Source organism: Bradyrhizobium guangxiense, assembly GCF_004114915.1.
Taxonomy (GTDB): domain Bacteria; phylum Pseudomonadota; class Alphaproteobacteria; order Rhizobiales; family Xanthobacteraceae; genus Bradyrhizobium; species Bradyrhizobium guangxiense.
In genome coordinates this window covers 2899435-2923639 of the sequence record NZ_CP022219.1, presented here as the reverse complement: position 1 = coordinate 2923639, position 24205 = coordinate 2899435, and the positions used below count along the sequence as shown (strand labels likewise).

Here is a 24205-nt window from a genome sequence, read left to right as displayed (position 1 = left end):
CTGGGCCAGCCAAGATCAACTTGGCCGGCCCTGTCAATTGGAACCGCGAACTCTTTTGCGCGCTTTATCGGCGGCGCTCGATCAGTTTGCGCGCTGCCGGCATCAACGTTGCGCCGAGCGCATTCTTGACGAGCGATGCCGCGATGAACGGCACGATACCGACCTGCCAGGCCTTCGCAACACCGAGGCCAAGGCCGAACGCCAGCCAGCCGAACCCGGCGGCCAGAATGACGATGTGGCCTATGGCCATCGCCACGAACAGCAGCGCCACGCTGCGATCCCAGCCGCGCTCTGCGAGCCAGCCGGTTACGAAAGCGGCTGCAACAAAACCAAACAGATAGCCAGCAGTCGGGCCAACCAAAGGTGCAATTCCACCCACCGGTCCGGCAAATACCGGCGCGCCCAGCGCGCCCTCGGCGAGGTAGGCGATCATGGTTGCGCTGCCAAGCCGCCAGCCATAGGCAGCGCCGATCATCAGCACCACCAGCGTCTGCAACGTCATGGGCACGTAAGGCAGCGGCAGGTTGACCTTGGCGGACAGAGCCATCAACGCGGTGCCGAGGGCAACCAGCACGACGGCGCGCATAGCACCAACGCTTTCGCCCGGCCGGGTCGGCCACATCAAGGTGGCGAGGGAAAAGTGCGGCACAGCGGTGGTCGGGACGGATCGGTCAGACAAGATGAACTCCGGAGATGGTCGAAAACTGGCGGCTATTTAAGCCAGTGAGCGATCCGGTCAACTGCCTCGCGCATCTCTTCTGCCGAACGGGCATAAGAGAATCGTATGAACGAACGGCCATGGATCGGATCGAAATCGAGGCCGGGCGTCGCCGCAACCCTCGCCTGCTCCAGCATCTGCTTAGCGAACTCGAAACTGTCGGACGTGAAGTCCGAGACGTCGGCATAGAGATAAAATGCACCATCGGCCGGCAAGAACTTGCTGAGGCCCGCCTTCGGCAATCCCTCGATCAGGATCCGCCGGTTTTCCTGATACCCGTGCTTGATCGCCTCCATCTCGGCAGCGCCGTCGAAGGCGGCCTCTGCCGCGATCTGCGAGAGCGCCGGCACCGAGATCGAGAGGTTCTGCTGCAGCCGCTCGATCGGCCGCACCAGGATTTCGGGCACGACCATCCAGCCGACGCGCCAGCCGGTCATGCAGAAATATTTGGAGAACGAGTTGATCACGAGTGCGTGCTCGGAAAACGCAGCCGCGGTGACGGCCGGAAACGCATAGTCGAGCCCGTGATAGATCTCGTCGGAGATGAAGCGGATGCCCGCCTCTTCGGCGGCCGCAATCAGGCCGGCGAGCGCTTCGCGGGACATCATCGTCCCCGTCGGATTGGCGGGGCTGCCGACCAAGACGCCCTTCAGCGGCGCTTTGCGATGGGCCGCGAGCAGCGCCTCGCCGGTGAGCGCATGGCGCGTCTCGTTCGTGGTCTCGATCAGCACCGGCTCGCAGCCGAGCGCGGTGAGGATATGACGATAGGGCGGATAGCCCGGCACTGTCACGGCAACACGGTCGCCCGGCTCGAACATCGACAGGAAAGCCAAAATGACCCCGCCGGAGGAGCCGGTCGTCACCACGATTCGCTCGGGGCTGACGTCGCAGCCATAAGCATCGCGATCATGGCGCGCGATGCGCTCGCGCAAGGAGGGAATCCCAAGTGCGGAGGTATAATCGATCCGCCCGACCTCGAGCGCCGCATGGGCGGCCGCAATCGCCGTCCTGGGTGCCCCGGCCGCGGGCTGGCCGACCTCCATGTGGATGACATGGCCTCCGGCGGCCTCGATTCGGGCCGCCGCGGCCATGACGTCCATCACCATGAACGGGGGAACATCGCTGCGGCGGGAGGGCGCGAGCCACTGCCCCAACCGGTTCCTCAATGTCGCGTCGTGCATCGATTTCTGCTATTTCGCTGGCGAGCCGGTGCATCCGGCCCGGAGAACAGGTCGCTTGCGCCCCAGACTGGCCGCATTGTACGGCTCATAAGGGGTAAGGCTCACAAGGGCATATCGCGTATCCGGTCCGCCGCCAATCGCCAAAACCAATCACGAAGCTGCTTCCAGACCGTTTGACCAAGACCATTTGATGTCGTTCCAGATCGCATTGCGCAAGAAGGCTTCCGCCCTCACCGCCCTCGTCACGGCTGCGGCGATCGCGTTGACGCCGGTCTCAGCAGCGCACGCGCAAGCCAAGGGGCCGCCGGTCCTGCGCGACACCGAGACCGAGCAGCTGCTGCGCGAATATACGCGCCCGATCCTGCGCGTTGCGGGTCTGGAGAAGCAGAACATCCAGATGGTGATCCTCAACGACAGCACGTTCAATGCGTTCGTCGCCGACGGCCGCCGCATCTTCGTCAATTGGGGCGCGATCCTTCAATCGGAGACGCCGAACCAGATCATCGGCGTGCTCGCGCACGAGACCGGGCATCTGGCCGGCGGCCATCTGTCCAAGCTGCGCGAGCAGCTCGCCAACGCCCAGACCCAGATGATCATCGCGATGCTGCTCGGCGCCGGCGCGATCGCCGCGGGCAGCACCCAGCGCAGCAGCGCGGGCAACAACGGGCTCGCCAATGCGGGTGCCGCCGCCATCGCCGCGCCGCAGGAGGTGATCCGCCGGACGCTGCTGTCCTATCAGCGCCAGCAGGAGGAGAACGCCGACCGCGCCGGCGTGAAATTCCTGACCGCGACCCAGCAATCGCCGAAGGGCATGTACGAGACCTTCAAGCGCTTCACCAGCGAGAGCCTGTTCGCCGCGCGCGGTGCCGATCCTTATCTTCAATCGCATCCGATGCCGGCCGAGCGCGTCGCCGCATTGCAAGAGTTCGCAAGCTCCAGCCCCTACTGGAACAAGAAGGACGATCCCGCGCTCCAGCTGCGCCACGACATGGTGCGCGCCAAGATATCGGCCTTCATGGAGCGACCTGAGACGGTCTACCGCCGCTATCCCCAGACCAATGACAGCCTGCCGGCGCGCTATGCCCGCGCCATCAGCACCTATCTGCACGGAGATTTGCGCAGCGCGCTCGCCCAGATCGACGCGCTGATCCAGGTTCAGCCGAACAACCCGTACTTCTACGAGGTGCGCGGCCAGGCTCTGCTGGAAAGCGGCAAGCCGGCGGAAGCGATCCCGGCCCTGCGTAAGGCTGTCGCACTCTCGAACAATTCACCCCTCATCGAGATGTTACTTGGGCAGGCTCTGGTCGGATCCGATAATAAGGCCTACACCGACGAGGCCGTTCGGATTCTCCGCGCCGCGGTGGCGCGGGAGCCAGAGGCTATCCTCGGTTATAGCCAGCTCGCGATGGCCTATGGCCGGAAGGGAGATTATGCCGAAGCTGATCTCGCCTCGGCACAGGCCGCTTATCTGCGCGGCGACAACAAGACCGCCCGCGAGCTCGCCACGCGCGCGAAAACCCGTTTTGCCGTCGGCACGCCCGGATGGGTCAAGGCTGACGACATCGTGGCGGCCAAGCCGCCGCGCAACTGACGAGAACGACGCCTGACACCAAGACGCCTTGCACCACGACGTCACGACACCGAGCTTTGAGTCCGCCGGGGACGTATCCCGAAACCTGCTTTGGATAAGAGGATTTGCCTATGCCTTCGCTGCGCCTGCTTGCTCCTGCGTTGATTGCGTTCGCCCTGTTCGGCGCAGCGGTGCCCGCCTCGGCCGACAGTTTCTCCGACAGCCAGCGCACCGACATCGAGAAGATCGTCAAGAATTATCTCGTCAGCCATCCCGAGGTGCTCGAGGAAGCCATGGCCGAGCTGACCAAGCGCCAGGCCGCGGCCGAGGCGCAGAAACACGAGGCCAGCGTCGCGCAGAACGCTGAGGCGATCTTTAACTCGCCGCGCCAGGTCGTGCTCGGCAACAGGGACGGCGACGTCACCTTCGTCGAGTTCTTCGACTACAATTGCGGCTACTGCAAGCGCGCGATGGACGACATGCTGACCCTCATGAAGAGCGACCCGAAGCTGAAGGTCGTGCTGAAGGAGTTTCCGGTGCTGAGCCAGGGTTCGGTGGAAGCGGCGCAGGTCGCGGTCGCCGTGCGCATGCAGGATCCCTCCGGCAAGAAATATCTCGACTTCCACCAGAAGCTACTTGGAGGTCGCGGCGCTGCCGACAAGGCGCGCGCACTTCAAGCAGCCAAGGAAGCCGGCCTGGACACCGCGAGGATCGAGAAGGACATCAACAGCCCCGAGGTGCGCGCCACCATCGAGGAGAACTTCAAGCTCGCCGAGGCGATGGGCATGAACGGCACGCCGAGCTACGTCATCGGCAAGCAGATCGTGATCGGCGCCGTCGGCGTCGAAGGCCTCAGGGAAAAGATCGGCATTGCCCGCTGCGGCAAGGCAACCTGCTGACCACACGTTTTGCGGTACTGAAAACACGAAAGGGCCGGCTGGAAAGCCGGCCTTTTTCTTTGCGCGCGAAGCTTGGCATTATCGTGCAAGGTCATTCATCTGGCATTCAACAAACAAATGCCGCGGAACAGGCGAAGTTCCGGAACAACTGAAATCTCCTTTCGTTGTCGGCGCGGGCAATGACGCGAAGAAACACGTGAGGAGAATTCGATGTTGAACCGCTTTATGATTTCAGTTGCCGCAATCGCCCTCGTCGCGGGCGCCGGTGTGGCGAACGCGCAAGACAAGGGCCGCGACAGCGGCGCCGGCTCGCAGCAGATGCAGCATTCGCAGCCCTCCGGCGGCGCCGCCGAGCGCGGCGGCTCGATGGGCCGGGATTCCACGAGCCATGACAAGGGCACCGTTGGCCAGGCCGGCGGCTCCAGCGAAATGAAGTCCGATCGGTCTTCGGAGGGCAAGTCCGGCGCGATGAAGGACGAGCACTCCGGCGGCGCGATGAACAAGAACGCGGCCGAGGACAAGTCTGGCGCGACCAAGGGCCAGCGCACCGACGAACGCGCGCAGGGCCAGATGGACAAGTCCCAGCAGGACAAGTCCAAGAGCATGAGCCAGGACACCAGCAAGTCCGGCAGCAAGGACCAGAAGGACATGAAGGCTGAGGGCAGCAAGAGCGGCACCTCGACCAACAACGCCGAGAACCAGAAGGGCACCGGCACGAGCACCAACCAGAACGCCCAGGGCCAGACCGGCACCAGCAGCACCCAGAACGCTCAGGGCAGCACCTCGTCCTCGACGACGGTGGGCCAAGCGGGCGCCGCCGCGAAGCTCTCGACCGAGCAGCGGACCCAGATCACTTCGGTGATCCGGGAGGAGCACGTGCGGCCGGTGACCAACGTGAACTTCTCGATCTCGGTCGGTACCCGCATTCCGCGTGAGGGCATCGAGCTGCATGCCCTGCCGTCGCGGGTCGTGACGATCTATCCGGAGTGGCGAACCTACAAGTACGTCCTCGTCAAGGACGAGATCGTGATTATCAATCCGGACACCTACGAAATCGTGGCAGTCCTGAACGTCTAAGCCCGGAATACCGGCAACCTCCGGGGGCGGGCCGCCATGCCCGCCCTTTTGCCGTTGGCCGGCAGCCATGGTTCGGACTGGTTAACAAGCAATTTCCGTGGTTTCCACACAGGTTTTTGCGCACTGGATGAGGTCCTTGAACCCGCCCCTGAGGCCCTTCAAGGCTTCCCCTCACGCGCTTTGTTACCTATAACCCCGCCACGCCGAAGCACCTCTTTGCGGGATTGGAATGGCCGAACCAGCAACCGACACGATCCTCGTCTTGAACGGGCCGAACCTCAACATGTTGGGGACACGCGAGCCGGAGAAGTATGGCCACGCGACACTGGCCGACGTCGAGGCGCTGTGCCGGGAGACGGCGGCGACGTTCGGTCTCAAGGCCGATTGCCGGCAGTCCAACCGCGAGGGCGAGCTGATTGACTTCATCCACGAGGCGCACCGGCGCAAGATGAAGGGCATCATCATCAATGCCGGCGGCTATTCGCACACCTCTATCGCGCTGCACGACGCGTTGCTCGCGGTGCAGCTTCCGACGGTCGAAGTGCATGTGACCAACATCCACGCCCGCGAGAGCTTTCGTCACCACTCCTACACCGCGCGCGCAGCCTTCGCCTCGCTCTGCGGTTTCGGCATCGAGGGCTACCGCCTCGCCATCCAGGGCCTTGCCGCCAAGCTTGCCATCAAGCCCAAAGCCTGAAGCCCTCTCATCAACAAGAACATTCGGATCAAACAACATGGCGCGCCAGCCAGACGACAAAGCAGCCGCAAAGTTTTCCAGCGAGGATTCCGCGCTCGTCCGCGAGCTTGCCTTGCTGCTCGATGAGACCAGCCTGACCGAGATCGAGATCGAACGCGCGGGCCTGCGCCTGCGCGTCGCCCGCAACGTCAGCGTCGCGGCGACCATGCCGATGCAGGTTGCGGCTGCGCCCGCCGCCCTTCCGGCCGCTCCCGCCGCGCCGGCCGCCGGGCCCGACTTGTCGAAGCACCCCGGCGCTGTCAGCTCGCCAATGGTCGGCACCGCCTATTGGGCGCCGGAGCCCGGCGCCAAGCCGTTCATCGAGGTCGGAGCCAAGGTTTCGGTCGGCCAGACGCTGCTGATCATCGAAGCCATGAAGACCATGAACCAGATCCCCTCGCCGCGCGCCGGCACGGTGACGCAGATCCTGGTCGAGGACGGCCAGCCGGTCGAGTACGGCGAGCCGCTGGTGATCATTGAGTAGGTGAATGGGGAGTAGCGAATAGCGGATGGTATCACCGTTCTCTGCTCGCTATTCGCCACTCGCCATTCGCACCTTCCTATTCGCCCGCTGAGGCACCATGTTCGACAAGATCCTCATAGCCAATCGCGGCGAGATCGCCCTTCGCATCCTCAGGGCCTGCAAGGAACTCGGGATCGCGACCGTCGCCGTGCACTCCACCGCCGACGCCGATGCCATGCACGTGCGCTTGTCGGACGAGAGTGTCTGCATCGGACCGCCGGCGTCCAAGGACAGCTATCTCAACGTGCCCGCACTGCTGGCTGCCTGCGAGATCACCGGGGCCGACGCGGTGCATCCCGGCTACGGCTTCCTGTCGGAGAATGCGCGCTTCGCGGAGATCCTGTCCGAGCACAATCTGCATTTCATCGGCCCCAAGGCCGAGCACATCCGCCTGATGGGCGACAAGATCGAGGCCAAGAAGACCGCCAAGCGCCTGGGCATCCCCGTGGTGCCCGGCTCCGACGGCGCGGTCGGTCCCGACGACGACGCGCTGGCGATCGCCAGGAAGATCGGCTTTCCAGTGCTGGTGAAGGCGGCGGCCGGCGGCGGCGGCCGCGGCATGAAGGTCGCGCACAGCGAGGCCGACTTGCAGCTGGCGCTGTCGACGGCGGCCAACGAGGCCAAATCCGCCTTCGGCGATGCCTCCGTCTACCTGGAGAAATATCTCCAGAAGCCGCGCCATATCGAAATCCAGATCCTCGGCGACGGCCGCGGCGGCGCCATCCATCTCGGCGAGCGCGACTGCTCGCTGCAACGCCGCCACCAGAAGGTCTGGGAGGAAGGCCCCTCACCGGTGCTCGCCGCCGCGGCACGGGCCAAGATCGGCGAGACCTGCGCGAAGGCGATGCGCGAGATGAAATATCTCGGCGTCGGCACCATCGAATTCCTGTTCGAGGACGGCGAATTCTACTTCATCGAGATGAACACCCGCATCCAGGTCGAGCACCCCGTCACCGAGAGCATCACCGACATCGACCTCGTGCTGGAGCAGATCCGCATCGCCGCCGGCGGCGACCTGCCGGCCAAGCAGGACGAGATCCAGGTCATCGGTCATGCGATCGAGTGCCGCATCAACGCCGAGAATCCCCAGACCTTCCGCCCCTCGCCCGGCCGCATCCTGCAATACCATCCGCCCGGCGGGCTGGGGGTGCGGATCGATTCCGCGGTCTACCAGGGCTACACCATCCCGCCCTATTACGATTCCCTGGTCGGCAAGCTGATCGTGCACGGCAAGACCCGCGCCGAGTGCCTGATGCGGCTGCGGCGGGCGCTGGACGAGATGGTCGTGGAGGGCATCGAGACCACGTTGCCGCTGTTCCGCGCGCTGGTGCGTGAAGACGATATCATCAACGGCGACTACCACATTCACTGGCTGGAGCAGTATCTGGCCGGCAAGCAACCCGCCCCGCAATAAATCCGCCCTTGTCGTGGAACCCTTTGGCCCCGATCGCGTTCTCGACGTCGGGGTTAGTTCCAAGGGGGCATTTTGACTTCCGCTGACTGTGACAGAACGAGGCCGTCGTGACGGCCGAGGCCCAACGACGGCGCACATTTTGGCAGATCCTGCTGATTTCGGCGGGGCTTCTGGTCCTGACCGTGATCAGCGCCGGCTCGGTCTATCTTGTCAACAAGGCGCGGGAGGACAGCAACTGGGTGCTCCACACCATCGAGGTGGAGAACCAGATCAATGCCCTGCTGCTCGAAGTCCGGCGCGCCGAGAGCAGCGCCCGCGGCTTTCTCCTGACGCAGGGACCGGATTTCCAATCGGATCATGAGAAGGCCGTCGCGGCGATCGTTCCGGCGCTCGACAAGCTCACGCGCCAGATCGGCGACAATCCGGCGCAACGCGACAGCATCGAGAAGCTGAGCGCCGCGATCGAGACGCGGCTCGACCAGTTCTCGCGCGAGATAAAGTTCGTGAAGGACGGGCGGCCCGAGCTGGCCACGGAGCTCGTCCGCGAGGCCGCACGCGGCAACACCACGACCACGATCAGCAATCAGGCCAACGCCATGATCCGCGAGGAGGAGCGGCTATTTAGGCTCCGCACGGTCAACTCCGACCGGAGCCAGACCCTCGCGGCATCCATGACCGGCATCGGCTCCGGCCTCGTCGTGTTGCTGGCCCTGATCTCGACCTGGCTGGTGCGGCGCTCGGCTGGCGCCCGTGACGAGGCCGAAGCGCGCCTGCGCGATGCCAACGTCAATCTGGAGACCGTCGTCGACGAACGCACCGCGGATCTGCGCGAGGCCAACGACGAGATCCAGCGCTTTGCCTATATCGTCAGCCACGATCTGCGCTCGCCGCTCGTCAACATCATGGGCTTCACCAGCGAGCTCGAAGAGCTCGGCGGAGACATCTTCCGCCGCATCGGCAGCCTCACCCACGTTCCCGCCGACGGGCCGCCGCTGGCGCCCGGCGCCGCCGGCGAGATCGCGCTCGAAGGCGCCGACAAGCAGCTCTCGGAGGATTTTTCCGAAGCGCTCGGCTTCATCAAGACCTCGATCGCGAAGATGGATCGGCTGATCTCGGCCATTCTCAACCTCACCCGCGAGGGCCGGCGTGAGTTTCAGCCGGTGAAGATCGACACGACCGAGCTGATCGAGGCCATCGTGTCGACGCTGGCGCACCAGGCGGCCGAGGCGCAGGCCGAGATCCATCTCGAGCCCCTGCCGAACATCGTCAGCGACCGCCTCGCACTCGAACAGATCTTCTCCAATCTGATCGACAACGCGATCAAGTATCTAAAGAACGGCGTCCCCGGCGAGATCAGAATCCGCGGGCGGACCAAGCTCGGCTACGCCATCTTCGAGATCAGCGACAATGGCCGCGGCATCGACGCTAGGGATCATCAGCGGATATTCGACCTGTTCCGCCGCGCGGGAACCCAGGACAAGCCCGGCCAGGGCATCGGTCTTGCGCATGTGCGTGCACTTGTGCGTCGCCTCGGCGGCACCATGTCGGTATCATCGGAACTGAACGCGGGCAGTACCTTCACGATCACGCTGCCGATCGCCTGGAACGTGAGCAACTGGAACCGAGATCGATGACCCAGCCAGTCACCATCATCATGATCGAGGACGACGAGGGCCACGCCCGCCTGATCGAGCGCAACATCCGCCGCTCGGGAGTCAACAACGAGATCGTCTCGTTCGCCAACGGCACGGACGCGATGCGGCACTTGTTCGGCACCGACGGCTCCGGGCTGGTGCAGAAGGGCAACGCGCTGCTGATCCTGCTCGACCTCAACCTGCCCGACATGACCGGCATCGACATCCTGAGGCAGATCAAGGAAAACAAATACCTGAAAGCCTCGCCGGTGGTGGTGCTGACCACCACCGACGACTCCCAGGAAATCAAGCGCTGCTACGAGCTCGGCTGCAACGTCTACATCACCAAGCCCGTCAACTACGAGAATTTCGCCAATGCCATTCGGCAGCTCGGCCTGTTCTTCTCGGTCATCCAGGTCCCGCCCGCCGCACCATGAACCAGCGCACGCCAACACTGCTCTACATCGACGATGACGGTGCGCTGGCGCGCCTGGTCGAACGCGGCCTGACGCGGCGCGGCTACAGGGTCGTCCATGCCGCCAGCGGCGAGGAAGGCCTGGAGCGCATCCGCCGTGCGGCTGCCCAAGGCAATATCGATGGCGGCATCGACGTGGTGGCGCTCGACCAGTACATGCCCGGCCTCGACGGGCTGGAGACGCTCGAGCAGATCATGGCGATCCCGGACGCGCCGCCGGTCGTGTTCGTCACGGCCTCGCAGGATTCCAACATCGCCGTCACCGCGCTGAAAGCAGGCGCCGCCGATTATCTCGTCAAGGACGTCACCGGCGATTTCATCCCCCTGCTCCACGTCGCGACCGAGGGCGCGCTGCGCCAGGCCGAATTGCAGAAGGCGCGTGAGGAAGCCGAAGCCGAGATCCATGCCTCGCGCGACCGCTACGCGGCCCTTGCCGCCGAACGCGAGCTGCTGCTGCGTGAGGTCAACCACCGCGTCGGCAACTCGCTCCAGATCATCGCCTCTCTGCTGCACCTCCAGGCAAGCTCCGCCGCGCAGGACGAGGTCAAGGCGGCGCTCACCAATGCGATGGGCCGCGTCGCCGCGGTCGCGCAGGTGCACCGCCGCCTCTACACTTCGCAGGACCTGAAGAGCGTGGTCCTGAACCAATATCTGGACTCACTGCTCGAGGATCTTCGCCGCTCGGCCGAAGGCAACCGGATGTCGCGCCTGACGCTGAAGGCCGAGGCGATCGAGATCGATCCGGACCGCGCGGTTGCGGTCGGCATCATCGTCAACGAGCTGGTGATGAACGCGGTGAAATACGCCTATCCCGACGGCGCGGGCCCGATCCATGTCGAGCTGAGCTCGCAGGGCGAGGATCTCCTGCTGTCGATCACCGACGACGGCGTCGGCGACAACGTCAAGGCCGATCCGCGCTCCACCGGCATGGGCCAGCGCATCGTCGCGGCCATGGCCGCCAAGCTCGACGCCTCGGTCGAGCGCGATCCCACGCATTCCGGAACCCGGATTGTGCTGAGGTTCGGTCGCACGCCCGCAGTTCCCGGCAAGACCAGCCCCGCCGCCACGGGCTGATCCCGCCTCTGCGGCCCACCCCCATCGCAACCGCATCGCGATCCTGCTATGGTTGCCGACCATGACTTCGCGCGACTCCGCTCCGTCTGAAATCACCCCGGCCGTCCTGCTGCGCGCCTATGCCTGCGGCATCTTCCCGATGGCGGAAAGTGCCGACGATCCGACCCTGTTCTGGGTCGAGCCGGAATTGCGCGGCGTGATCCCGCTCGGCGGATTCCGCATCGCCTCGCGCCTTGCGCGCACGGTGCGCTCGGATGCGTTTCGCGTGACCATCAACACCGCGTTCAAGGCGACGATCGCCGGCTGCGCCGCGCCGCAGGCCGGACGCGAGGACACTTGGATCAACAAGCGCATCCGCGACCTCTATGGCGGCCTGCACCAGCTCGGCCATTGCCACAGCGTCGAGGCCTGGCAGGGCGAAGATCTCGTCGGCGGGCTGTACGGCGTCAGTCTGGGACGGGCCTTCTTCGGCGAGAGCATGTTCCACACCGCGCGCGATGCCTCGAAGGTCGCGCTGGTGCATCTGGTCGCGCGGCTGATTTACGGCGGCTTCGAGCTGCTCGACACGCAATATGTCACCGATCACCTGAAGAGCTTCGGCGCGGTCGAGATCCCGCGGCGGCGCTACACCGCGCTGCTCGACAAGGCGCTCGCCGGCGAGCCCGGCGATTTCCTCAGGCTCTCCCCCGGCGAAGCGATCCCGGGCGCACGCGCGCTCGAGATCATCGCCTCGCGACAATAGTCGATAGCTGGGTTAGCGCCCGAATCCGGGGATTTGGCCTAGCGGCCAAACCCTGGGATGCCGAACAGGCCTGGCCGCTGCTCGGGCGGCGGTGGCGGCGGCGGTGCCGGTTGCTGCTGGATCGGCGGCAGGGGCTGCGGCGGACGCTGCTGCACCTGCTTGGGCGCGGCCTTCTTCTGCGCGGGCGGCGGCGGAGGTGCGGGCTTGGTCGCGGGATCCGGCGCCGCGGTGGCAATGGTCTGCTGCGGCTCTTTGCAGTCGGTGAGCCAGATGTCGTAGATCGGGTGCTCGACACCGTGCAGGCCCGGGCTCGCCGCGTACATCCAGCCCGAGAAGATCCGCTTCACCTCGCCCTGCAGGGTGATCTCGTCGACCTCGACGAAAGCGTCGGTATTGGTCGCCTCCGTCGCAGGCCGCGTGTAGCAGGCGTCGGTCTTGACCCTGAGCGCACCGAACTGAACGGTCTCGCCGATCTCCTCGTCGAAATTGATGATGCGCCCGGTGATCTTGTCGAGCCCGGAGAACGTCGCCTTCTTGTTCACGATCTTCTGCGCCGGCGGTTCGGTCACCACCTCGTCGCCCGGCTGCAGACTCGCAGGCGTCTGCGGCACCGCGCCCGGAGCGCCCTTCTGCTGCGGCTGACGACCGGGCGCGCCCTGCGGACCGGGCGGCGCGATGGCGGCGGATGGCGGCTGGTTGGGCGGCGCGACAGTGGAGCCCGGCGGCGGCGCCAGCGGCTGGCTCTCGACCGGCCCCGGCATCACATTACCCTGTCGACCCGGCGGCGGCGGCATCGGGCGCGACGGCAGCACTCGGCCCTGCGGCGGCAGCTCCGGCACCTCTTCGTCGTCATCGGGGATCTGCTGCGGCTGCGGTTGCCCCCGTGGAATGTTGCCGGGCGGCCGCAGCGGCGGCGGATCGGAGAAGATCGTGCCGATCTGCGCCTGAGCCGGCGTCGCAACCGTCAGTGCGGTGGCGGCCAGAAGCGCCGCAAGGCCTGTCAGAGGAATGGTTCGAAACATCTCGCGCGGCTTCAACAGCGAATCGGGCTTGTTGGACATTTTACAGGGGTTACCGCCGCTCGCAGGCCATCGGGTTAACACGGCGAATACGGCGGGGGGAGGGCGGCATCCCTGCCCTTCCCGGCCCGATCTGGCCAGACCGGCTCCCCAATGAGATAGTCGATCACCCCTCCCCGGGGCGCGAGGCGGGCATCGCCTTCCGAAAACGACGTCCAACCCTCAACAGGAAACACCCCGAGGCCGCCTTATGCCCGTAGTGCTCGATCCCGACGCCGCCGCCGTCTACAAGGCGTTCCAGGAGGCCGGCCGCCCGCCCTACGAGACCCTGACCGCACCGGAAGCGCGGGCCTATTATTCGCAGGCGCGCTTTGCCACCAATCCCGACGCGCCGGAGCTTGCGCGCGTCGCACAGCTCTCGATCCCGGCGCCCCACGGCGCGATTCCTGCCCGCCTCTACGTGCCCAAGGAGCCGCGCCGGCATGAGAACCTGTCGCCGGCGCTGGTGTTCTTCCATGGCGGCGGCTGGGTGATCGGCGATCTCGACTCCCACGACGTCGTCTGCCGCCAGCTCGCGGTCGAAGCTGCGCTAACCGTGATCTCGGTCGACTACCGTCTCGCGCCCGAGCACAAATTTCCGGCCGCCGCCGAGGACGCCATCGCCGCGACCAACTGGGTCGCCGCCAACGCGCGCGAGTTCGGCATCGACGCCGCGCGCCTTGCAATCGGCGGCGACAGTGCCGGCGGCAATCTCGCCGCCGTTGTCGCGCTCACCACGCGTGACGCCGGCGGTCCTGCGCTCGCGGGCCAGGTGCTGATCTATCCGGCGACCGATTTCGCCATGACCCACGGGTCCCACAGCGAGCCCGACACCAGCGTGCTGCTGACGCATTCGGTGATCCGCTGGTTCCGCGACCATTACCTGAACGGTGCCGCCGACATCCACGATTGGCGCGCTTCGCCGGCGCGTGCGCAAGACCTGACCGGCCTGCCGCCGGCCTATGTGCTGACCGCCGGCGCCGATCCCTTGCGCGATGAAGGGGACGAATATGCCGCGCGCCTCAAGCAGGCCGGCGTACCCGTCACGACCAGGCACTATCCCGGCCAGTTCCACGGCTTCTTCACCATGGGCAAGCTGCTGCAACAGGCCAATGTCGCGATCGGCGAGATCGGCGCGTGGCTGAAAGGGCTTGGCTGAAAGGACTTGGCTGAAGGGACTTGGCTGAAACACCGTTCCGCATGGCCTCTCATCTTCGAACCATCTGCACGATTCCGCTGCGCGGGCTGACCTGGCTCGGCAGCCAGGGCACCCGCGCGGTGGCCGCTGTCGTGTTCATCGCAGCCGCAGTGCCGCCGCTCGGCGCCTTGCTGCGCCCCTATCTCACCGAGGCGATCCTCTGCCTGCTCTGCATCTCCTTCATGCGGGTCGATCTGGCCGCCCTCTACAGCCATCTGCGACGGCCGGCGCTGGTTGCAACCGCCACGGCCTGGACCACGATCGGCGTGCCGCTGATCATAGGAGTGATCGCGCACGCAACCGGGCTCACGGCGCGCGCGCCCGGGCTTTCGCTCGCACTGATGCTGCAGAGCATGGCCTCGCCGATGATGGCCTCCCCGGCACTGGCCGCGCTGATGGGGCTCGACGCCACGCTGGTGCTGATCACGCTGGTGACCTCGACCGCGCTGGTGCCGTTCACCGCCTCGCTATTCGCGGGCCTCTTCCTCGGCGACATGCTCAGCATCACGCCGCTGACGCTGGGCCTGAAACTGCTCGGCATCCTCGCAGCATCGCTGCTGGCCGCGACGGCGATCCGATGGATCTTCGGCGCGGCGGCGATCCAGCGTCATAAGACGCCGATCGACGGTTTCAACATCATCATCCTCTTCGTCTTTGCTGCGGCGATCATGGGCGATGTCGTCAGCGACCTCCTCGCCCAGCCGCTCTTCACCATCAGCCTCGCAGCCCTGTCCTTCGCGATCTATTTCACGCTGCTCGCGATCACCACGCTGCTGTTCCGCCGCATCGGCACCGAGCGCGCGCTGGCCCTCGGGCTGATGGTGTCACAGCGCAATCTCGGCCTGATGCTGGCAGCAACGGCCGGCGCGCTGCCGCCCACCACCTGGCTCTATTTCGCGATGACGCAGTTTCCGATCCACCTTGCGCCGTACATGCTGATGCCGATCGCGCGGCGCCTGACGGCGCGCACGGAGGGACCCGGAGCTGCGGCTGCAAGCGGCTCCGCTTAGTCCTTCGGCTAAGCAGCTAACATGGTCCAATTGCCCCCGTGGGATCAGCACATGAACGAAGCCATCATACGTCGCGCAACCGAGCACGATCTGCCGGAAGTGTTGACTCTCTACCGGCATCTTCATCCGGACGAAGCCCGATTGGAGGAGGACACTGCCGAGCGTGTCTGGTCGACGCTACTTCGATCCGGCTTCATGACGGTCATCGTGGCGCAGACAGCGACGCGGCTTGTCTCGTCCTGCACCCTCGCGATCGTACCTAATCTGTCTCGGGGCGGTCGATCATATGGCGTGATCGAGAACGTGGTCATCCATGCGGATCACCGCAGACAGGGACTCGGGCGACGGGTTCTTGCGTATGCGCTCGACATCGCATCGCAAGCCGATTGCTACAAAGTCCACCTGGCGACCGGCTCGAAACGGGAGAGCACCTTGCGCTTTTACGAAGAGGCCGGATTTGAGCGGGGCGGCAAGACGTATTTCGAAGTACGGCGATGAAATGCGCTTTTGCGGCGGCGCAGACCTCGCCATGCTCCACACGTGCGCGAACTCGCGGAGGCTCGCCTACCCCGCCCGCGCCGCGCGCCGCAACGCCTGCGGCGGCTGGCCGAAGGCGCGGATGAAGGCGCGCCGCATGCGCTCGGGATCGCCGAACCCGGTCGTCTCCGCGACCAGCTCGATCGCCTCGCGGGAGGACTGCACGCGCTCGCGCGCGACCTCGAGCCGGAGCCGCTCGATCGCCTTCGACGGTGTCGTTCCGGTCTCGGCGGCGAAGGCGCGGGCAAAATGCCGCGCGCTCATGCCGGCGCGGTCGGCGAGGTCTTCGACGGTCAGCCTGGTGTCGAGATTTTCCCGCGCCCAGGACAGCAGTGCGCCGAAGCGGCCGTTCGGCGCCTTCAATTCCAGCAGGGAGGAGAACTGCGACTGGCCGCCGCTGCGGCGATGATACAGCACGAGGTGACGCGCGGCGTGCTGCGCGATCTCCTCGCCGTGATCTTCGGTCACCATCGCGAGCGCGAGGTCGATGCCCGCGGTGATGCCCGCCGACGTCCACACATTGCCGTCGCGGGTGAAGATCTGGTCCGGCTCGAACTTCACCTTGGGATAGCGCGCGACGAAATCCCGTGTGCGTCCCCAATGCGTGGTGGCGCGGCGGCCGTCCAGCAATCCTGCCTCGGCCAGCACGTAGGCGCCCGAACAGACGCTCGCGACCCGCACGCCGCGCTTAGCCAGCCGTTGCACGAAGGCGCGCGTTGTCTCGCAGCGCGCGGCATCCGTCACGCCTGCGCCGCCCGCGATGATCAGCGTCGTGATCGCATTCGCCGACTTGAAGTCGTGCGCCATCATCTCGGCGCCCGACGAGCTGCGCACGGGCCCCGCGTTCAGCGCCAGCACGCGCAACGCCAGCGGCTTTCCGGCGCAGCGCGCCGCGACCTCGAATACCGAGATGGGACCGGCCGCATCGAGCAGCTGGAAATCCGGAAAGATCAAAATGCCGATCATGACTCGATGTCCGAAAGAGAGGGAATTATGCCATTTTGGACATAAAGGCATCATGCCAATCTGCCGGCGTCAAGTGTTTCATTGGAGGCTCTCATGTCGGCACCGCTCCAGATCGGTCTCTTGGTATTTCCGCGCGTCACCCAGCTCGACTTCACCGGGCCCTTGCAGGTGTTCGCCATGCTTCCCGACGCAAAACTGCACCTGATTTGGAAGCGGATCGAACCGGTGCCGAGCGACTCCGTGATGACGTTGACGCCGACCACGACATTCGCGGACTGCCCGCAGCTCGACGTGATCTGCGTGCCCGGCGGCGGCGGCACCAACGATCTGCTCAACGACCAGGACGTGCTGGATTTCCTGAGCAAGCAGGCCGAAGGCGCGAAGTACGTCACCTCCGTTTGCACGGGATCGCTGGCGCTCGGCGCCGCCGGCCTCTTGAAAGGCTACCGCGCCGCCACGCATTGGAGCGCGATGGAGATGCTCACCCAGTTCGGTGCGACCCCGACCAAGACGCGCGTCTGCGTCGACCGCAACCGCATCACCGGCGGCGGCGTCACCGCAGGCATCGACTTCGCGCTGACGCTGGTGTCGATCCTGCGCGACCGCACCACGGCGGAAGCGATCCAGCTCCAGATGGAATACAACCCCGCCCCACCCTTCAACTCCGGCTCGCCTGACACCGCCCCGGCCGAAGTGATGGCCCTGTTGAGGGAGCGTGGCGCGCAGAACCAGGCGCGACGGCTCGAGGCCGTGAAGCGCGCCGCTGAAAGGGTGAAGTAGTCCCGACACTCTCGCGTCCCGGACGCGCTTCGCATCGCCAAGGAAGCGCTGCGTCCGGGCATTTGTCGCACAGCTGCATCAACTCGCCATGGCCGCACTGCTGACATGACGCTGTCAGGAGCCTGTCGCGACAATCCGCATCGCGCGACGCTCCCGCTTTCAGGTCGCGCGCGCACGGGAGGACCTGATCATGGCGCGATACCGCCTGCACTGTGTCGGAGCTTCGGGCAATTCGTTCAAGGTCGCACTCTTCCTCAACTGCGCCGGGCTCGACTGGGAGCCCGTCGGCGTCGACTTCGCCAGCGGGGAGACGCGCAACCCTCACTGGCGGGCCGCAGCCAACATCATGGGCGAAGTCCCCGTCCTCGAGGCCGAAGGCCGGCATATGAGCCAGTCGGGCGCGATTCTGATGTGGCTCGCCGGAACTCACGGCGTGTTTGCTCCGACGCGCGAAGAGGCCTTCGAGGCGATGCGCTGGCTGCTGTTCGACAATCACAAATTCACGTCAAACTTTGCGCAGCACCGGTTTCAGCGCTGCTTCATGCCGGAGCCCGTTCATCCGGCGGTGCTCGCCTATTTGCGCGCGCGGACCGAAAGCGCCTTCGCCATCGTGGACAAACACCTCTCCGACCGACGCTTCGTGCTGGGCGACCGGCCGACAATCGTCGATTTCTCGCTTCTCGGTTATTTGTACTATCCAACTGAGGAGACGGGCTTCGATCTTTCGACGGCTTTCCCTGCGATCGATGCCTGGCGCCGGCGCGTCGCGGAGCTGCCGGGCTGGAAGCCGCCCTATGAGATGATGCCGGTCGGCAACTCGCCGCCGCTTCATCTGTATCTCTGAGAAGTGGAAGCGCTGACCATTCGTCACTTGCGCGTCCCGGACACGCTGCTCGGTGTCACGTCGTGCTGTCCGGCATCCGGGGCACGAGACCTCACGTCCTCAAGAGAAAAAGGCCGCTCGGTTTCCCGAGCGGCCTTTCCTGTCTTACGACGGCTGCACATTCCATCGGGCGATTTCGGAGCTTCCAGACCGGGGGCCTATCTCCCGATCGAGTCCTTTCTCGGCAGCCGCTGCATCTCGGGACAGTCGCGAACTGTTGCCCGAACCGAACGCGATGGTTTCCCATCTCCGTAAGATGGGATCATTGAGCCGCATCGCTCGCGAGGCCGCAATGCCCGCGCAGACGCCGTCCCCGCTGTTCCCGTTGTCCACAGCGGTTTGGAGGCGGATGCGGATGCATCCAATCGGACGATGACGATTGGTGGGGCCGAACGGGCTAGCCAGGCGTCCAGGGCTGATAGTCGCCGGTCGCCTTCGGACGCTTGCCGCTGGCGAGGGTCGATCCCGAGGGGCGATAGGCCTTTGCCGTGCCGGTGAGATTCGGCTGGTGCGGCTTTTCCCACTCGCGCGGCTGATAGTTGGCCTCGGTCGGCGGCAGATCGACGACGTGGTGAATCCAGCCGTGCCAGGACGGCGGGATCCGGCTCGCCTCGGCGTAGCCGTTATAGACCACCCAACGCCGCTCGAAGCCGAGGGTCGGATCGACCGCTCCGCCGCGGGTGCGATAGTAGAGATTGCCCTGCTCGTCCTGGCCGACCAGCTCACCGTACCGCTTGGTCCAGAGTTGGGTGCCAAAGGTCTGGCCATTCCACCAGGTGAAGAACTTGAGGAAGAACTGTTTCATGCGGCAAGGGCCCTGCTTCGTCGGGCCCTGATGCCATCCGGGCGGCGAAATGTCCAGTTCGGCGGGCGGCGACATGCCCTCCCCGAATGCGCACCGCTGCCGCAAATCGGACGTGATCCGTTCATGCCGGGTACAGCAGACGTGCGAGAGGCTTCCATTCACACGCAAACCGGCGTGATCCCAGGAACTCCAGCCCATTCTTGAGGTTTGACTTCCGGGAAAGGAGTTTAAAACCATGAACAGTCTGAGAGTTTTGAGTGCCGCCGCAGCGCTGGCGCTTGTTGTGCCCATGACCTCACCGAGCTTCGCGCAAGGGCCCAGCGCCCGCGTGAGCGGCGCCCCCCAGGTCGGCGGCGGCGGCGGCGCTCACATCGGCGGTGGCGGCGGCGGCTTCGGTGGCGGAGCACGGATGGGCGGCGGTCCCGCGATCCAGGGCGGCGGCGGCAATTTTGCGGCGGGCCCAGCGGCGCGGCCGAGCGGCGGCAATTTCGTAGCCAGCCCGTCGCCCCGTACGGCCTTCGCACCATCGGTCAGCGGTGACCGCAGCGTTGCAACGGCGGGCAACTGGCAAGGCGGAAGCAATTGGAGCGGTCGCCACTGGCATCATCATCGCGGCGGCTTCTGGCCCGGCTTCGCGGCGGGAGCGGCGATCGGCGGCATCGGCTCGTACGCCTATTACGGCGGCGGCTATTACGATGACCCCTACTACTATGGCGACAGCTACTATGACGAGCCGTCAGTGGCGGTGGTCCCCGACAGCGGCGGCGACTCTGCAGCCTATTGCGCGCAGCGCTACAGATCGTATGACCCGGCTTCGGGCACCTATCTCGGTTATGACGGCCAGCGGCATCCCTGCCCGTAAGCTATCCGCTCGCGGTTGACGAAAGGCGTCGCAGTCCTGCGACGCCTTTTTTCGCGCATCTCGCCTCTCAGCGAGGTGGCCGCTCTTTGCTCGTGTGGGTAAAATGCATACATGTCGAATTAAATGGACCTGTATTCACCGCACCGTGCATATCTACCCTGATCCAATCCAAAATTGACCGGACACACGATTCGCGGATATCACCAATCGCAGTGGGGACTTCGATCTGCTGGGAAGTGTCATGCCGCGTATTCTCGTGGTTGATGACGATCCGATGGTCGGCGCGACCATCGAGGTCCTCCTGCAACGTCAGGGCTTCGACGTCACGCTGACCGACGGTGGCGAAACAGGACTGGCTGCGCTCGAAGCGCAGGCCTTTGACGTGATGCTGGTTGACATCTTCATGCCGCATATGCGCGGCTTCGAGTCCATCCGCATCTTCCACGAGAGAGCGCCGGCGACCCCTTTGATCGCGATGTCCGGCTACGCCTTCGCGTCGTCCGCCTCGCCCTCTCCCGATTTCCTGCGCATGGCGCTGGAGCTTGGCGCAACGCGCTGCCTGCGCAAGCCGTTCACGCCGGAAGCCTTGCTGACCAACATCCGGGAATGTCTCACAAGCGAGAGCGCACAGCTGAAGGACAAGAAAGAAGCCCCTTGATTCCAACGCAGCGCGTCATTCTCGGTGCTGGACTTGCCATCCTCCTGATCATCACCGCGGCCTCGATCGCCCTCGACGTCAAGTCGCGGTCCGATGCCGCGTGGGTCAATCATACCATCGAGATGCAGAGGAAGATCTCCGATCTGCGCGTGTTGTTGCGACGCGCCGAGAGCGCCGCGCGCGGCTACGAGCTCTACCGCAGCCCGGGCTTCAGCGCCGAGTTCCAGGCGGTCCATGCCCAGATCGCGCCGGCCCTCGCCGAGCTCAAGCGAGGCGTGCGCGACAATCCCGATCAGGTCGCGCTGCTGGAGGGCACCGAACCGCTGGCGCTGCGCCGGGTCGAGATCGCCGCTGAAGCGATGCGCCTGCGCGCCGCCAACGACCAGGCCGGCATTGCCGCGCTCAACGGCAGGGCCGAGGGCCGCGGCCTCATGGACACGGTGATGAGTAATCTCGACCGGTTGAGCGCGGACGAGGAGCGCCTGCTCAGCGTGCGCTCGCAAGATTCCCGCCGCACCGGCATCGTACTGCTCGGCATCGATGTCGCGGGCGCGCTGGTGATCCTGCTGCTCGTCGTGATGGTGATGCGCGAAAGCCGGCGCACCGAGGTTGCGCTCAAGAGCACGCTGATGGAGACCACGGCCGCCAAGGATGCGCTTGCGGAGGCGGTGGCGGAGCGCACGCAGCATCTGGTGGACGCGCATGACGAGCTGCGCCTGTCGGTCAACGTGTTGCAGAGCACGTTCCACAGCATGGCGGAGGCGGTGCTGGTCATCGACGCCGAAGGCAATGTCCTGCTGTCCAATCCGGCCGCCGAGCGCATGCTACTGCATCGCGCCGGCATGAACCTTGGCAATCTACGCGCGCTCTCGGATGTGTTTCACGGCGACGGTCTCACGCCGCTCAAGGCCGACGAGCTGCCCTCAGTGCGCGTGCTGCGCGGCGAGCAGTTCGAGGATCTGGAGATGATCGTCCGCCCCCACAGCGGCAATCCTCCACGGCATCTCATGATCAGCGGTCGGCCGATGCTGGACGGGCAAGGCAACATTTCCGGCGCGGTGCTGGTCTATCACGACGCGACCACCTCGCGCGAGACCGAGCGGCAGCTGTACCAGTCGCAGAAGCTGGACGCGATCGGCAAGCTGACCGGCGGCGTCGCGCACGACTTCAACAACATGCTGACCGTGATCTCCGGCAACACCGAGACGCTGGTGGAGAGCCTGAAGCAGCAGCCGGAGCTGCAGCGCGTGGCGCGGCTGATCGACGATGCCGCCGAACGCTGCGCCGAGTTGATCCAGCATCTGCTCGCGTTTGCCCGGCGGCAGCCGCTGCAGCCGCGCAACGTGGAGATCAACGGCGCCATCGCGGACATCGCAAAGCTGTTGCGCCCCACCCTCGGCGAGCAGATCCAGGTCGAGACCGTGCTGGAACAGGGGCCGATGACTGCCCATATCGATCCGTCCCGGCTCACCAATGCCGTGCTCAACATGGCGATCAACGCGCGTGACGCCATGCCGAACGGCGGCAAGCTGCTGCTCGAGACCCGCCGCGTCGTGCTCGATGAAGCCTACGCGCAGGCCAATGCCGACGTGGTGGCCGGCGCCTACGTAATGCTCGCCGTCAGCGACACCGGCACCGGCATGTCGCCCGACATTCAGCTCAAGGCGTTCGAGCCCTTCTTCACCACCAAGGAGGTCGGCAAGGGAAGCGGCCTCGGCCTCTCCATGGTCTACGGCTTCGTCAAGCAGTCCGGCGGCCACATCAAGATCTACAGCGAGGAAGGCCACGGCACCACCATCAAGCTGTATCTGCCGCCCGGCGAAGGCATGACGGACGCCACTGCCGTCGCCACCCCGCAGGCCGAGGGCGGCGCCGAGACCATTTTCGTCGTCGAGGACGACGCCCTGGTGCGCAACTTCGTCACCGCGCAGCTGCAGAGCCTCGGCTACAAGACCGTGGCCGCGCCCGACGGCAAGGCCGCGCTGGAATTGATCGACGCCGGCCAGCCGTTCGACCTGCTGTTCACCGACGTCGTCATTCCCGGCGGCATGAGCGGGCGCGACCTCGCCGACGAGGTCGCCAAACGCCGGCCCGGCCTGAAAGTGCTCTACACCTCCGGCTACACCGACAACGCCATCGTCCACCACGGCAAGCTCGATGACGGCGTGCTGCTGCTGACCAAGCCCTATCGGCGCAACCAGCTTGCCGAGATGATCCGGAAGGCGCTGGAGGATGGGGTGGCGGCGAGCTAGCGCGTCGCCAGCACCACCGCAGCCAGCGTGAAGATCAGGCCGGCGATCTGCCCGGCCCCGAGCGGCTCGCCAAGCGCGATCGCGGAGGCGACGACGCCGATCACGGGCACGGCCATGGTGCCGATCGCGGCGACCGAGGCCGGCAGCCGCGCGAGCGCTGCGAACCAGCTGACATAGGCGATGCAGAACTGCACCACGGTCGAATAGACCAGCAGCCACCAGCCGACCGGCGTCACCTTGTCTAAGTGCGAGGTCTCGACCAGGAGGCCGATGATCGAGATCGGCAGGCAGCCGATGCCGATCTGCCAGGCTGCGGCCGTGATCGGCGGCAGATGGATCGGGTACTTCTTCGAGAACACCGTGCCGACGGCAAAGCCGAGCGCGCCCGCGAGCGCCATGATGATTCCCGGCAGCTTCTCGGCGCTGGCGGCAATGCCGTTGCCGCCCATGATCGAGCCAAGGCCGGCAAAGGCCATCACCAGCCCCAGCGTGCGCAGCACGGTTGGCCGCTCGCCCAGCACCGGCCAGGCGATGATCGAGGCCCAGACCGGCATGGTGTAGGCGATCAGCGCCGCCTCGCTCGCCGGCAGCCAGAGCAGCGCCAAGCCCATCAGCACCATCCAGCCGGTGACGTTGAGCATGGCGGCGGTGATAAGCCGCGGCCAGATCCCGGGCTCGACCTTCAGGCTTTGCCGGCGGAACACCGCCAGCGCCGCCAGCAGCACGGCCCCGAGTACGCCGGTGACCCCGCGCAAGGTCAGCGGCGGCAGCTCCGCGAGCAGGAATTTCGTCACCGGCCAATTAAACCCCCAGCCGATCGAGGTGATCGCGAGGAACATCAGGCCGGCCGGGGCGATGCGCGGTCGCGCATCCCGGCGAGTCGAATCAAGCATGTGGGTAGCCCGGCAAAATCGAGGTCAGCTTGGCGCGGATTCGTCCCTCTCACCACCACCTCGGCGGGCATGCCTGCCCTCAGCTTCCGTAGGGCTACGTGAGTCCTGCTGACGCAATCCCTTGCCCCAAAAATATACCTGCCCTGTGAACAGCGGGATGAAGCACCTGCAGCATCATCGGATGCAAATTTTTTCAGTTGGGAATCCCTGAGGACTCACTGATACTTGCCTCCACAACAGGCGCGGGCTTGCCCCCTGTT

At 65.5% G+C, this 24205-nt stretch carries 24 protein-coding genes; 18 read left to right on the top strand and 6 right to left on the bottom strand.

Features of this window, described 5'->3' with window-relative positions; genetic code table 11:
* Nucleotides 1–64 precede the first annotated feature (64 nt).
* Together X268_RS13775 and X268_RS13770 are read right to left on the bottom strand one after the other, a co-directional pair.
* Nucleotides 65–622, bottom strand: coding sequence for a biotin transporter BioY (locus X268_RS13775; protein WP_128929252.1), 558 nt, complete (start codon nucleotides 620–622; stop codon nucleotides 65–67).
* An 89-nt stretch (nucleotides 623–711) separates the two neighbouring features.
* Entirely contained in the window at nucleotides 712–1899 is a 1188-nt protein-coding gene (locus X268_RS13770; RefSeq protein WP_128925460.1) for a pyridoxal phosphate-dependent aminotransferase, read from the bottom strand.
* Between the two features lie 190 nt (nucleotides 1900–2089).
* Between X268_RS13770 and X268_RS13765 the strand changes: the two genes are divergently transcribed.
* From X268_RS13765 to aat, 10 genes are all read left to right on the top strand, one after another.
* Nucleotides 2090–3490 carry a M48 family metalloprotease gene (locus tag X268_RS13765; RefSeq protein WP_128925459.1) on the top strand — a complete coding sequence of 467 codons (1401 nt, stop codon included), beginning with the start codon at nucleotides 2090–2092 and terminating at the stop codon, nucleotides 3488–3490.
* Between the two features lie 110 nt (nucleotides 3491–3600).
* Nucleotides 3601–4368 carry a DsbA family protein gene (locus X268_RS13760; protein WP_128925458.1) on the top strand — a complete coding sequence of 256 codons (768 nt, stop codon included), beginning with the start codon at nucleotides 3601–3603 and terminating at the stop codon, nucleotides 4366–4368.
* A gap of 210 nt (nucleotides 4369–4578) precedes the next feature.
* Nucleotides 4579–5445, top strand: coding sequence for a DUF1236 domain-containing protein (locus tag X268_RS13755; RefSeq protein ID WP_128925457.1), 867 nt, complete (start codon nucleotides 4579–4581; stop codon nucleotides 5443–5445).
* A 229-nt stretch (nucleotides 5446–5674) separates the two neighbouring features.
* Entirely contained in the window at nucleotides 5675–6142 is a 468-nt protein-coding gene (gene aroQ, locus X268_RS13750) for a type II 3-dehydroquinate dehydratase (protein ID WP_128925456.1), read from the top strand.
* 37 nt (nucleotides 6143–6179) lie between these two features.
* Nucleotides 6180–6665 carry an acetyl-CoA carboxylase biotin carboxyl carrier protein gene (gene accB, locus X268_RS13745; protein WP_128925455.1) on the top strand — a complete coding sequence of 162 codons (486 nt, stop codon included), beginning with the start codon at nucleotides 6180–6182 and terminating at the stop codon, nucleotides 6663–6665.
* 97 nt (nucleotides 6666–6762) lie between these two features.
* On the top strand, nucleotides 6763–8118 hold the full coding sequence (gene accC / locus X268_RS13740) for an acetyl-CoA carboxylase biotin carboxylase subunit (RefSeq protein ID WP_128925454.1): 1356 nt from the start codon (nucleotides 6763–6765) through the stop codon (nucleotides 8116–8118).
* A 107-nt stretch (nucleotides 8119–8225) separates the two neighbouring features.
* Nucleotides 8226–9752: a sensor histidine kinase gene (locus X268_RS13735; protein WP_128925453.1), complete on the top strand. Its 1527-nt coding sequence runs from the start codon at nucleotides 8226–8228 to the stop codon at nucleotides 9750–9752.
* Nucleotides 9749–10189 (top strand): response regulator, encoded by a 441-nt coding sequence (locus X268_RS13730; RefSeq protein WP_128925452.1) that lies wholly within the window; start codon nucleotides 9749–9751, stop codon nucleotides 10187–10189. The genes X268_RS13735 and X268_RS13730 overlap by 4 nt, the downstream gene beginning before the upstream one ends.
* Entirely contained in the window at nucleotides 10186–11301 is a 1116-nt protein-coding gene (locus X268_RS13725; protein WP_128925451.1) for a sensor histidine kinase, read from the top strand. The genes X268_RS13730 and X268_RS13725 overlap by 4 nt, the downstream gene beginning before the upstream one ends.
* A 61-nt stretch (nucleotides 11302–11362) precedes the next feature.
* Nucleotides 11363–12043, top strand: a complete 681-nt coding sequence (gene aat, locus X268_RS13720) for a leucyl/phenylalanyl-tRNA--protein transferase (protein ID WP_128925450.1) — start codon at nucleotides 11363–11365, stop codon at nucleotides 12041–12043.
* Between the two features lie 38 nt (nucleotides 12044–12081).
* Here the strand turns inward: aat and X268_RS13715 are convergent, their stop codons facing one another.
* On the bottom strand, nucleotides 12082–13104 hold the full coding sequence (locus X268_RS13715) for a DUF2155 domain-containing protein (protein ID WP_164937711.1): 1023 nt from the start codon (nucleotides 13102–13104) through the stop codon (nucleotides 12082–12084).
* Nucleotides 13105–13312: 208 nt separating this feature from the next.
* Between X268_RS13715 and X268_RS13710 the strand changes: the two genes are divergently transcribed.
* Genes X268_RS13710 through X268_RS13700 form a run of 3 tightly spaced genes read left to right on the top strand, consistent with a single transcriptional unit; the run spans nucleotide 13313 to nucleotide 15807 of the window.
* The gene (locus tag X268_RS13710; protein ID WP_128925448.1) at nucleotides 13313–14260 is read left to right on the top strand and encodes an alpha/beta hydrolase; all 948 of its coding nucleotides are present in this window, start codon (nucleotides 13313–13315) and stop codon (nucleotides 14258–14260) included.
* 41 nt (nucleotides 14261–14301) lie between these two features.
* Nucleotides 14302–15309 carry a Na+-dependent transporter gene (locus tag X268_RS13705; protein WP_128929251.1) on the top strand — a complete coding sequence of 336 codons (1008 nt, stop codon included), beginning with the start codon at nucleotides 14302–14304 and terminating at the stop codon, nucleotides 15307–15309.
* A 51-nt stretch (nucleotides 15310–15360) separates the two neighbouring features.
* Nucleotides 15361–15807, top strand: coding sequence for a GNAT family N-acetyltransferase (locus tag X268_RS13700; protein WP_128925447.1), 447 nt, complete (start codon nucleotides 15361–15363; stop codon nucleotides 15805–15807).
* Between the two features lie 66 nt (nucleotides 15808–15873).
* On the opposite strand, the gene X268_RS13695 is transcribed toward X268_RS13700, so the two are convergent.
* Nucleotides 15874–16812, bottom strand: a complete 939-nt coding sequence (locus X268_RS13695; protein WP_128925446.1) for a GlxA family transcriptional regulator — start codon at nucleotides 16810–16812, stop codon at nucleotides 15874–15876.
* A 93-nt stretch (nucleotides 16813–16905) separates the two neighbouring features.
* On the opposite strand from X268_RS13695, the gene X268_RS13690 reads away from it, so the two are divergent.
* Together X268_RS13690 and X268_RS13685 are read left to right on the top strand one after the other, a co-directional pair.
* Complete coding sequence (locus X268_RS13690) at nucleotides 16906–17592, top strand: DJ-1/PfpI family protein (protein WP_128925445.1); 687 nt, start codon at nucleotides 16906–16908, stop codon at nucleotides 17590–17592.
* Nucleotides 17593–17782: 190 nt separating this feature from the next.
* Nucleotides 17783–18436 carry a glutathione S-transferase family protein gene (locus X268_RS13685; protein ID WP_128925444.1) on the top strand — a complete coding sequence of 218 codons (654 nt, stop codon included), beginning with the start codon at nucleotides 17783–17785 and terminating at the stop codon, nucleotides 18434–18436.
* A 436-nt stretch (nucleotides 18437–18872) separates the two neighbouring features.
* Here the strand turns inward: X268_RS13685 and X268_RS13680 are convergent, their stop codons facing one another.
* Nucleotides 18873–19280: an NADH:ubiquinone oxidoreductase subunit NDUFA12 gene (locus tag X268_RS13680; RefSeq protein WP_128925443.1), complete on the bottom strand. Its 408-nt coding sequence runs from the start codon at nucleotides 19278–19280 to the stop codon at nucleotides 18873–18875.
* Nucleotides 19281–19515: 235 nt separating this feature from the next.
* On the opposite strand from X268_RS13680, the gene X268_RS13675 reads away from it, so the two are divergent.
* The 3 genes from X268_RS13675 (at nucleotide 19516) to X268_RS13665 (ending at nucleotide 23052) form a co-directional block, all read left to right on the top strand.
* Nucleotides 19516–20142 (top strand): BA14K family protein, encoded by a 627-nt coding sequence (locus X268_RS13675; protein ID WP_128925442.1) that lies wholly within the window; start codon nucleotides 19516–19518, stop codon nucleotides 20140–20142.
* 241 nt (nucleotides 20143–20383) lie between these two features.
* Nucleotides 20384–20800: a response regulator gene (locus tag X268_RS13670; RefSeq protein ID WP_128925441.1), complete on the top strand. Its 417-nt coding sequence runs from the start codon at nucleotides 20384–20386 to the stop codon at nucleotides 20798–20800.
* A complete protein-coding gene (locus X268_RS13665; RefSeq protein ID WP_128925440.1) occupies nucleotides 20797–23052 on the top strand; it encodes a CHASE3 domain-containing protein in 2256 nt (751 codons plus the stop codon). Before X268_RS13670 ends, X268_RS13665 begins: the two co-directional genes overlap by 4 nt.
* On the opposite strand, the gene X268_RS13660 is transcribed toward X268_RS13665, so the two are convergent.
* Nucleotides 23049–23945, bottom strand: a complete 897-nt coding sequence (locus X268_RS13660) for a DMT family transporter (protein ID WP_128925439.1) — start codon at nucleotides 23943–23945, stop codon at nucleotides 23049–23051. The two genes, X268_RS13665 and X268_RS13660, sit on opposite strands and share 4 nt — an antisense overlap.
* Nucleotides 23946–24205: the final 260 nt, after the last annotated feature.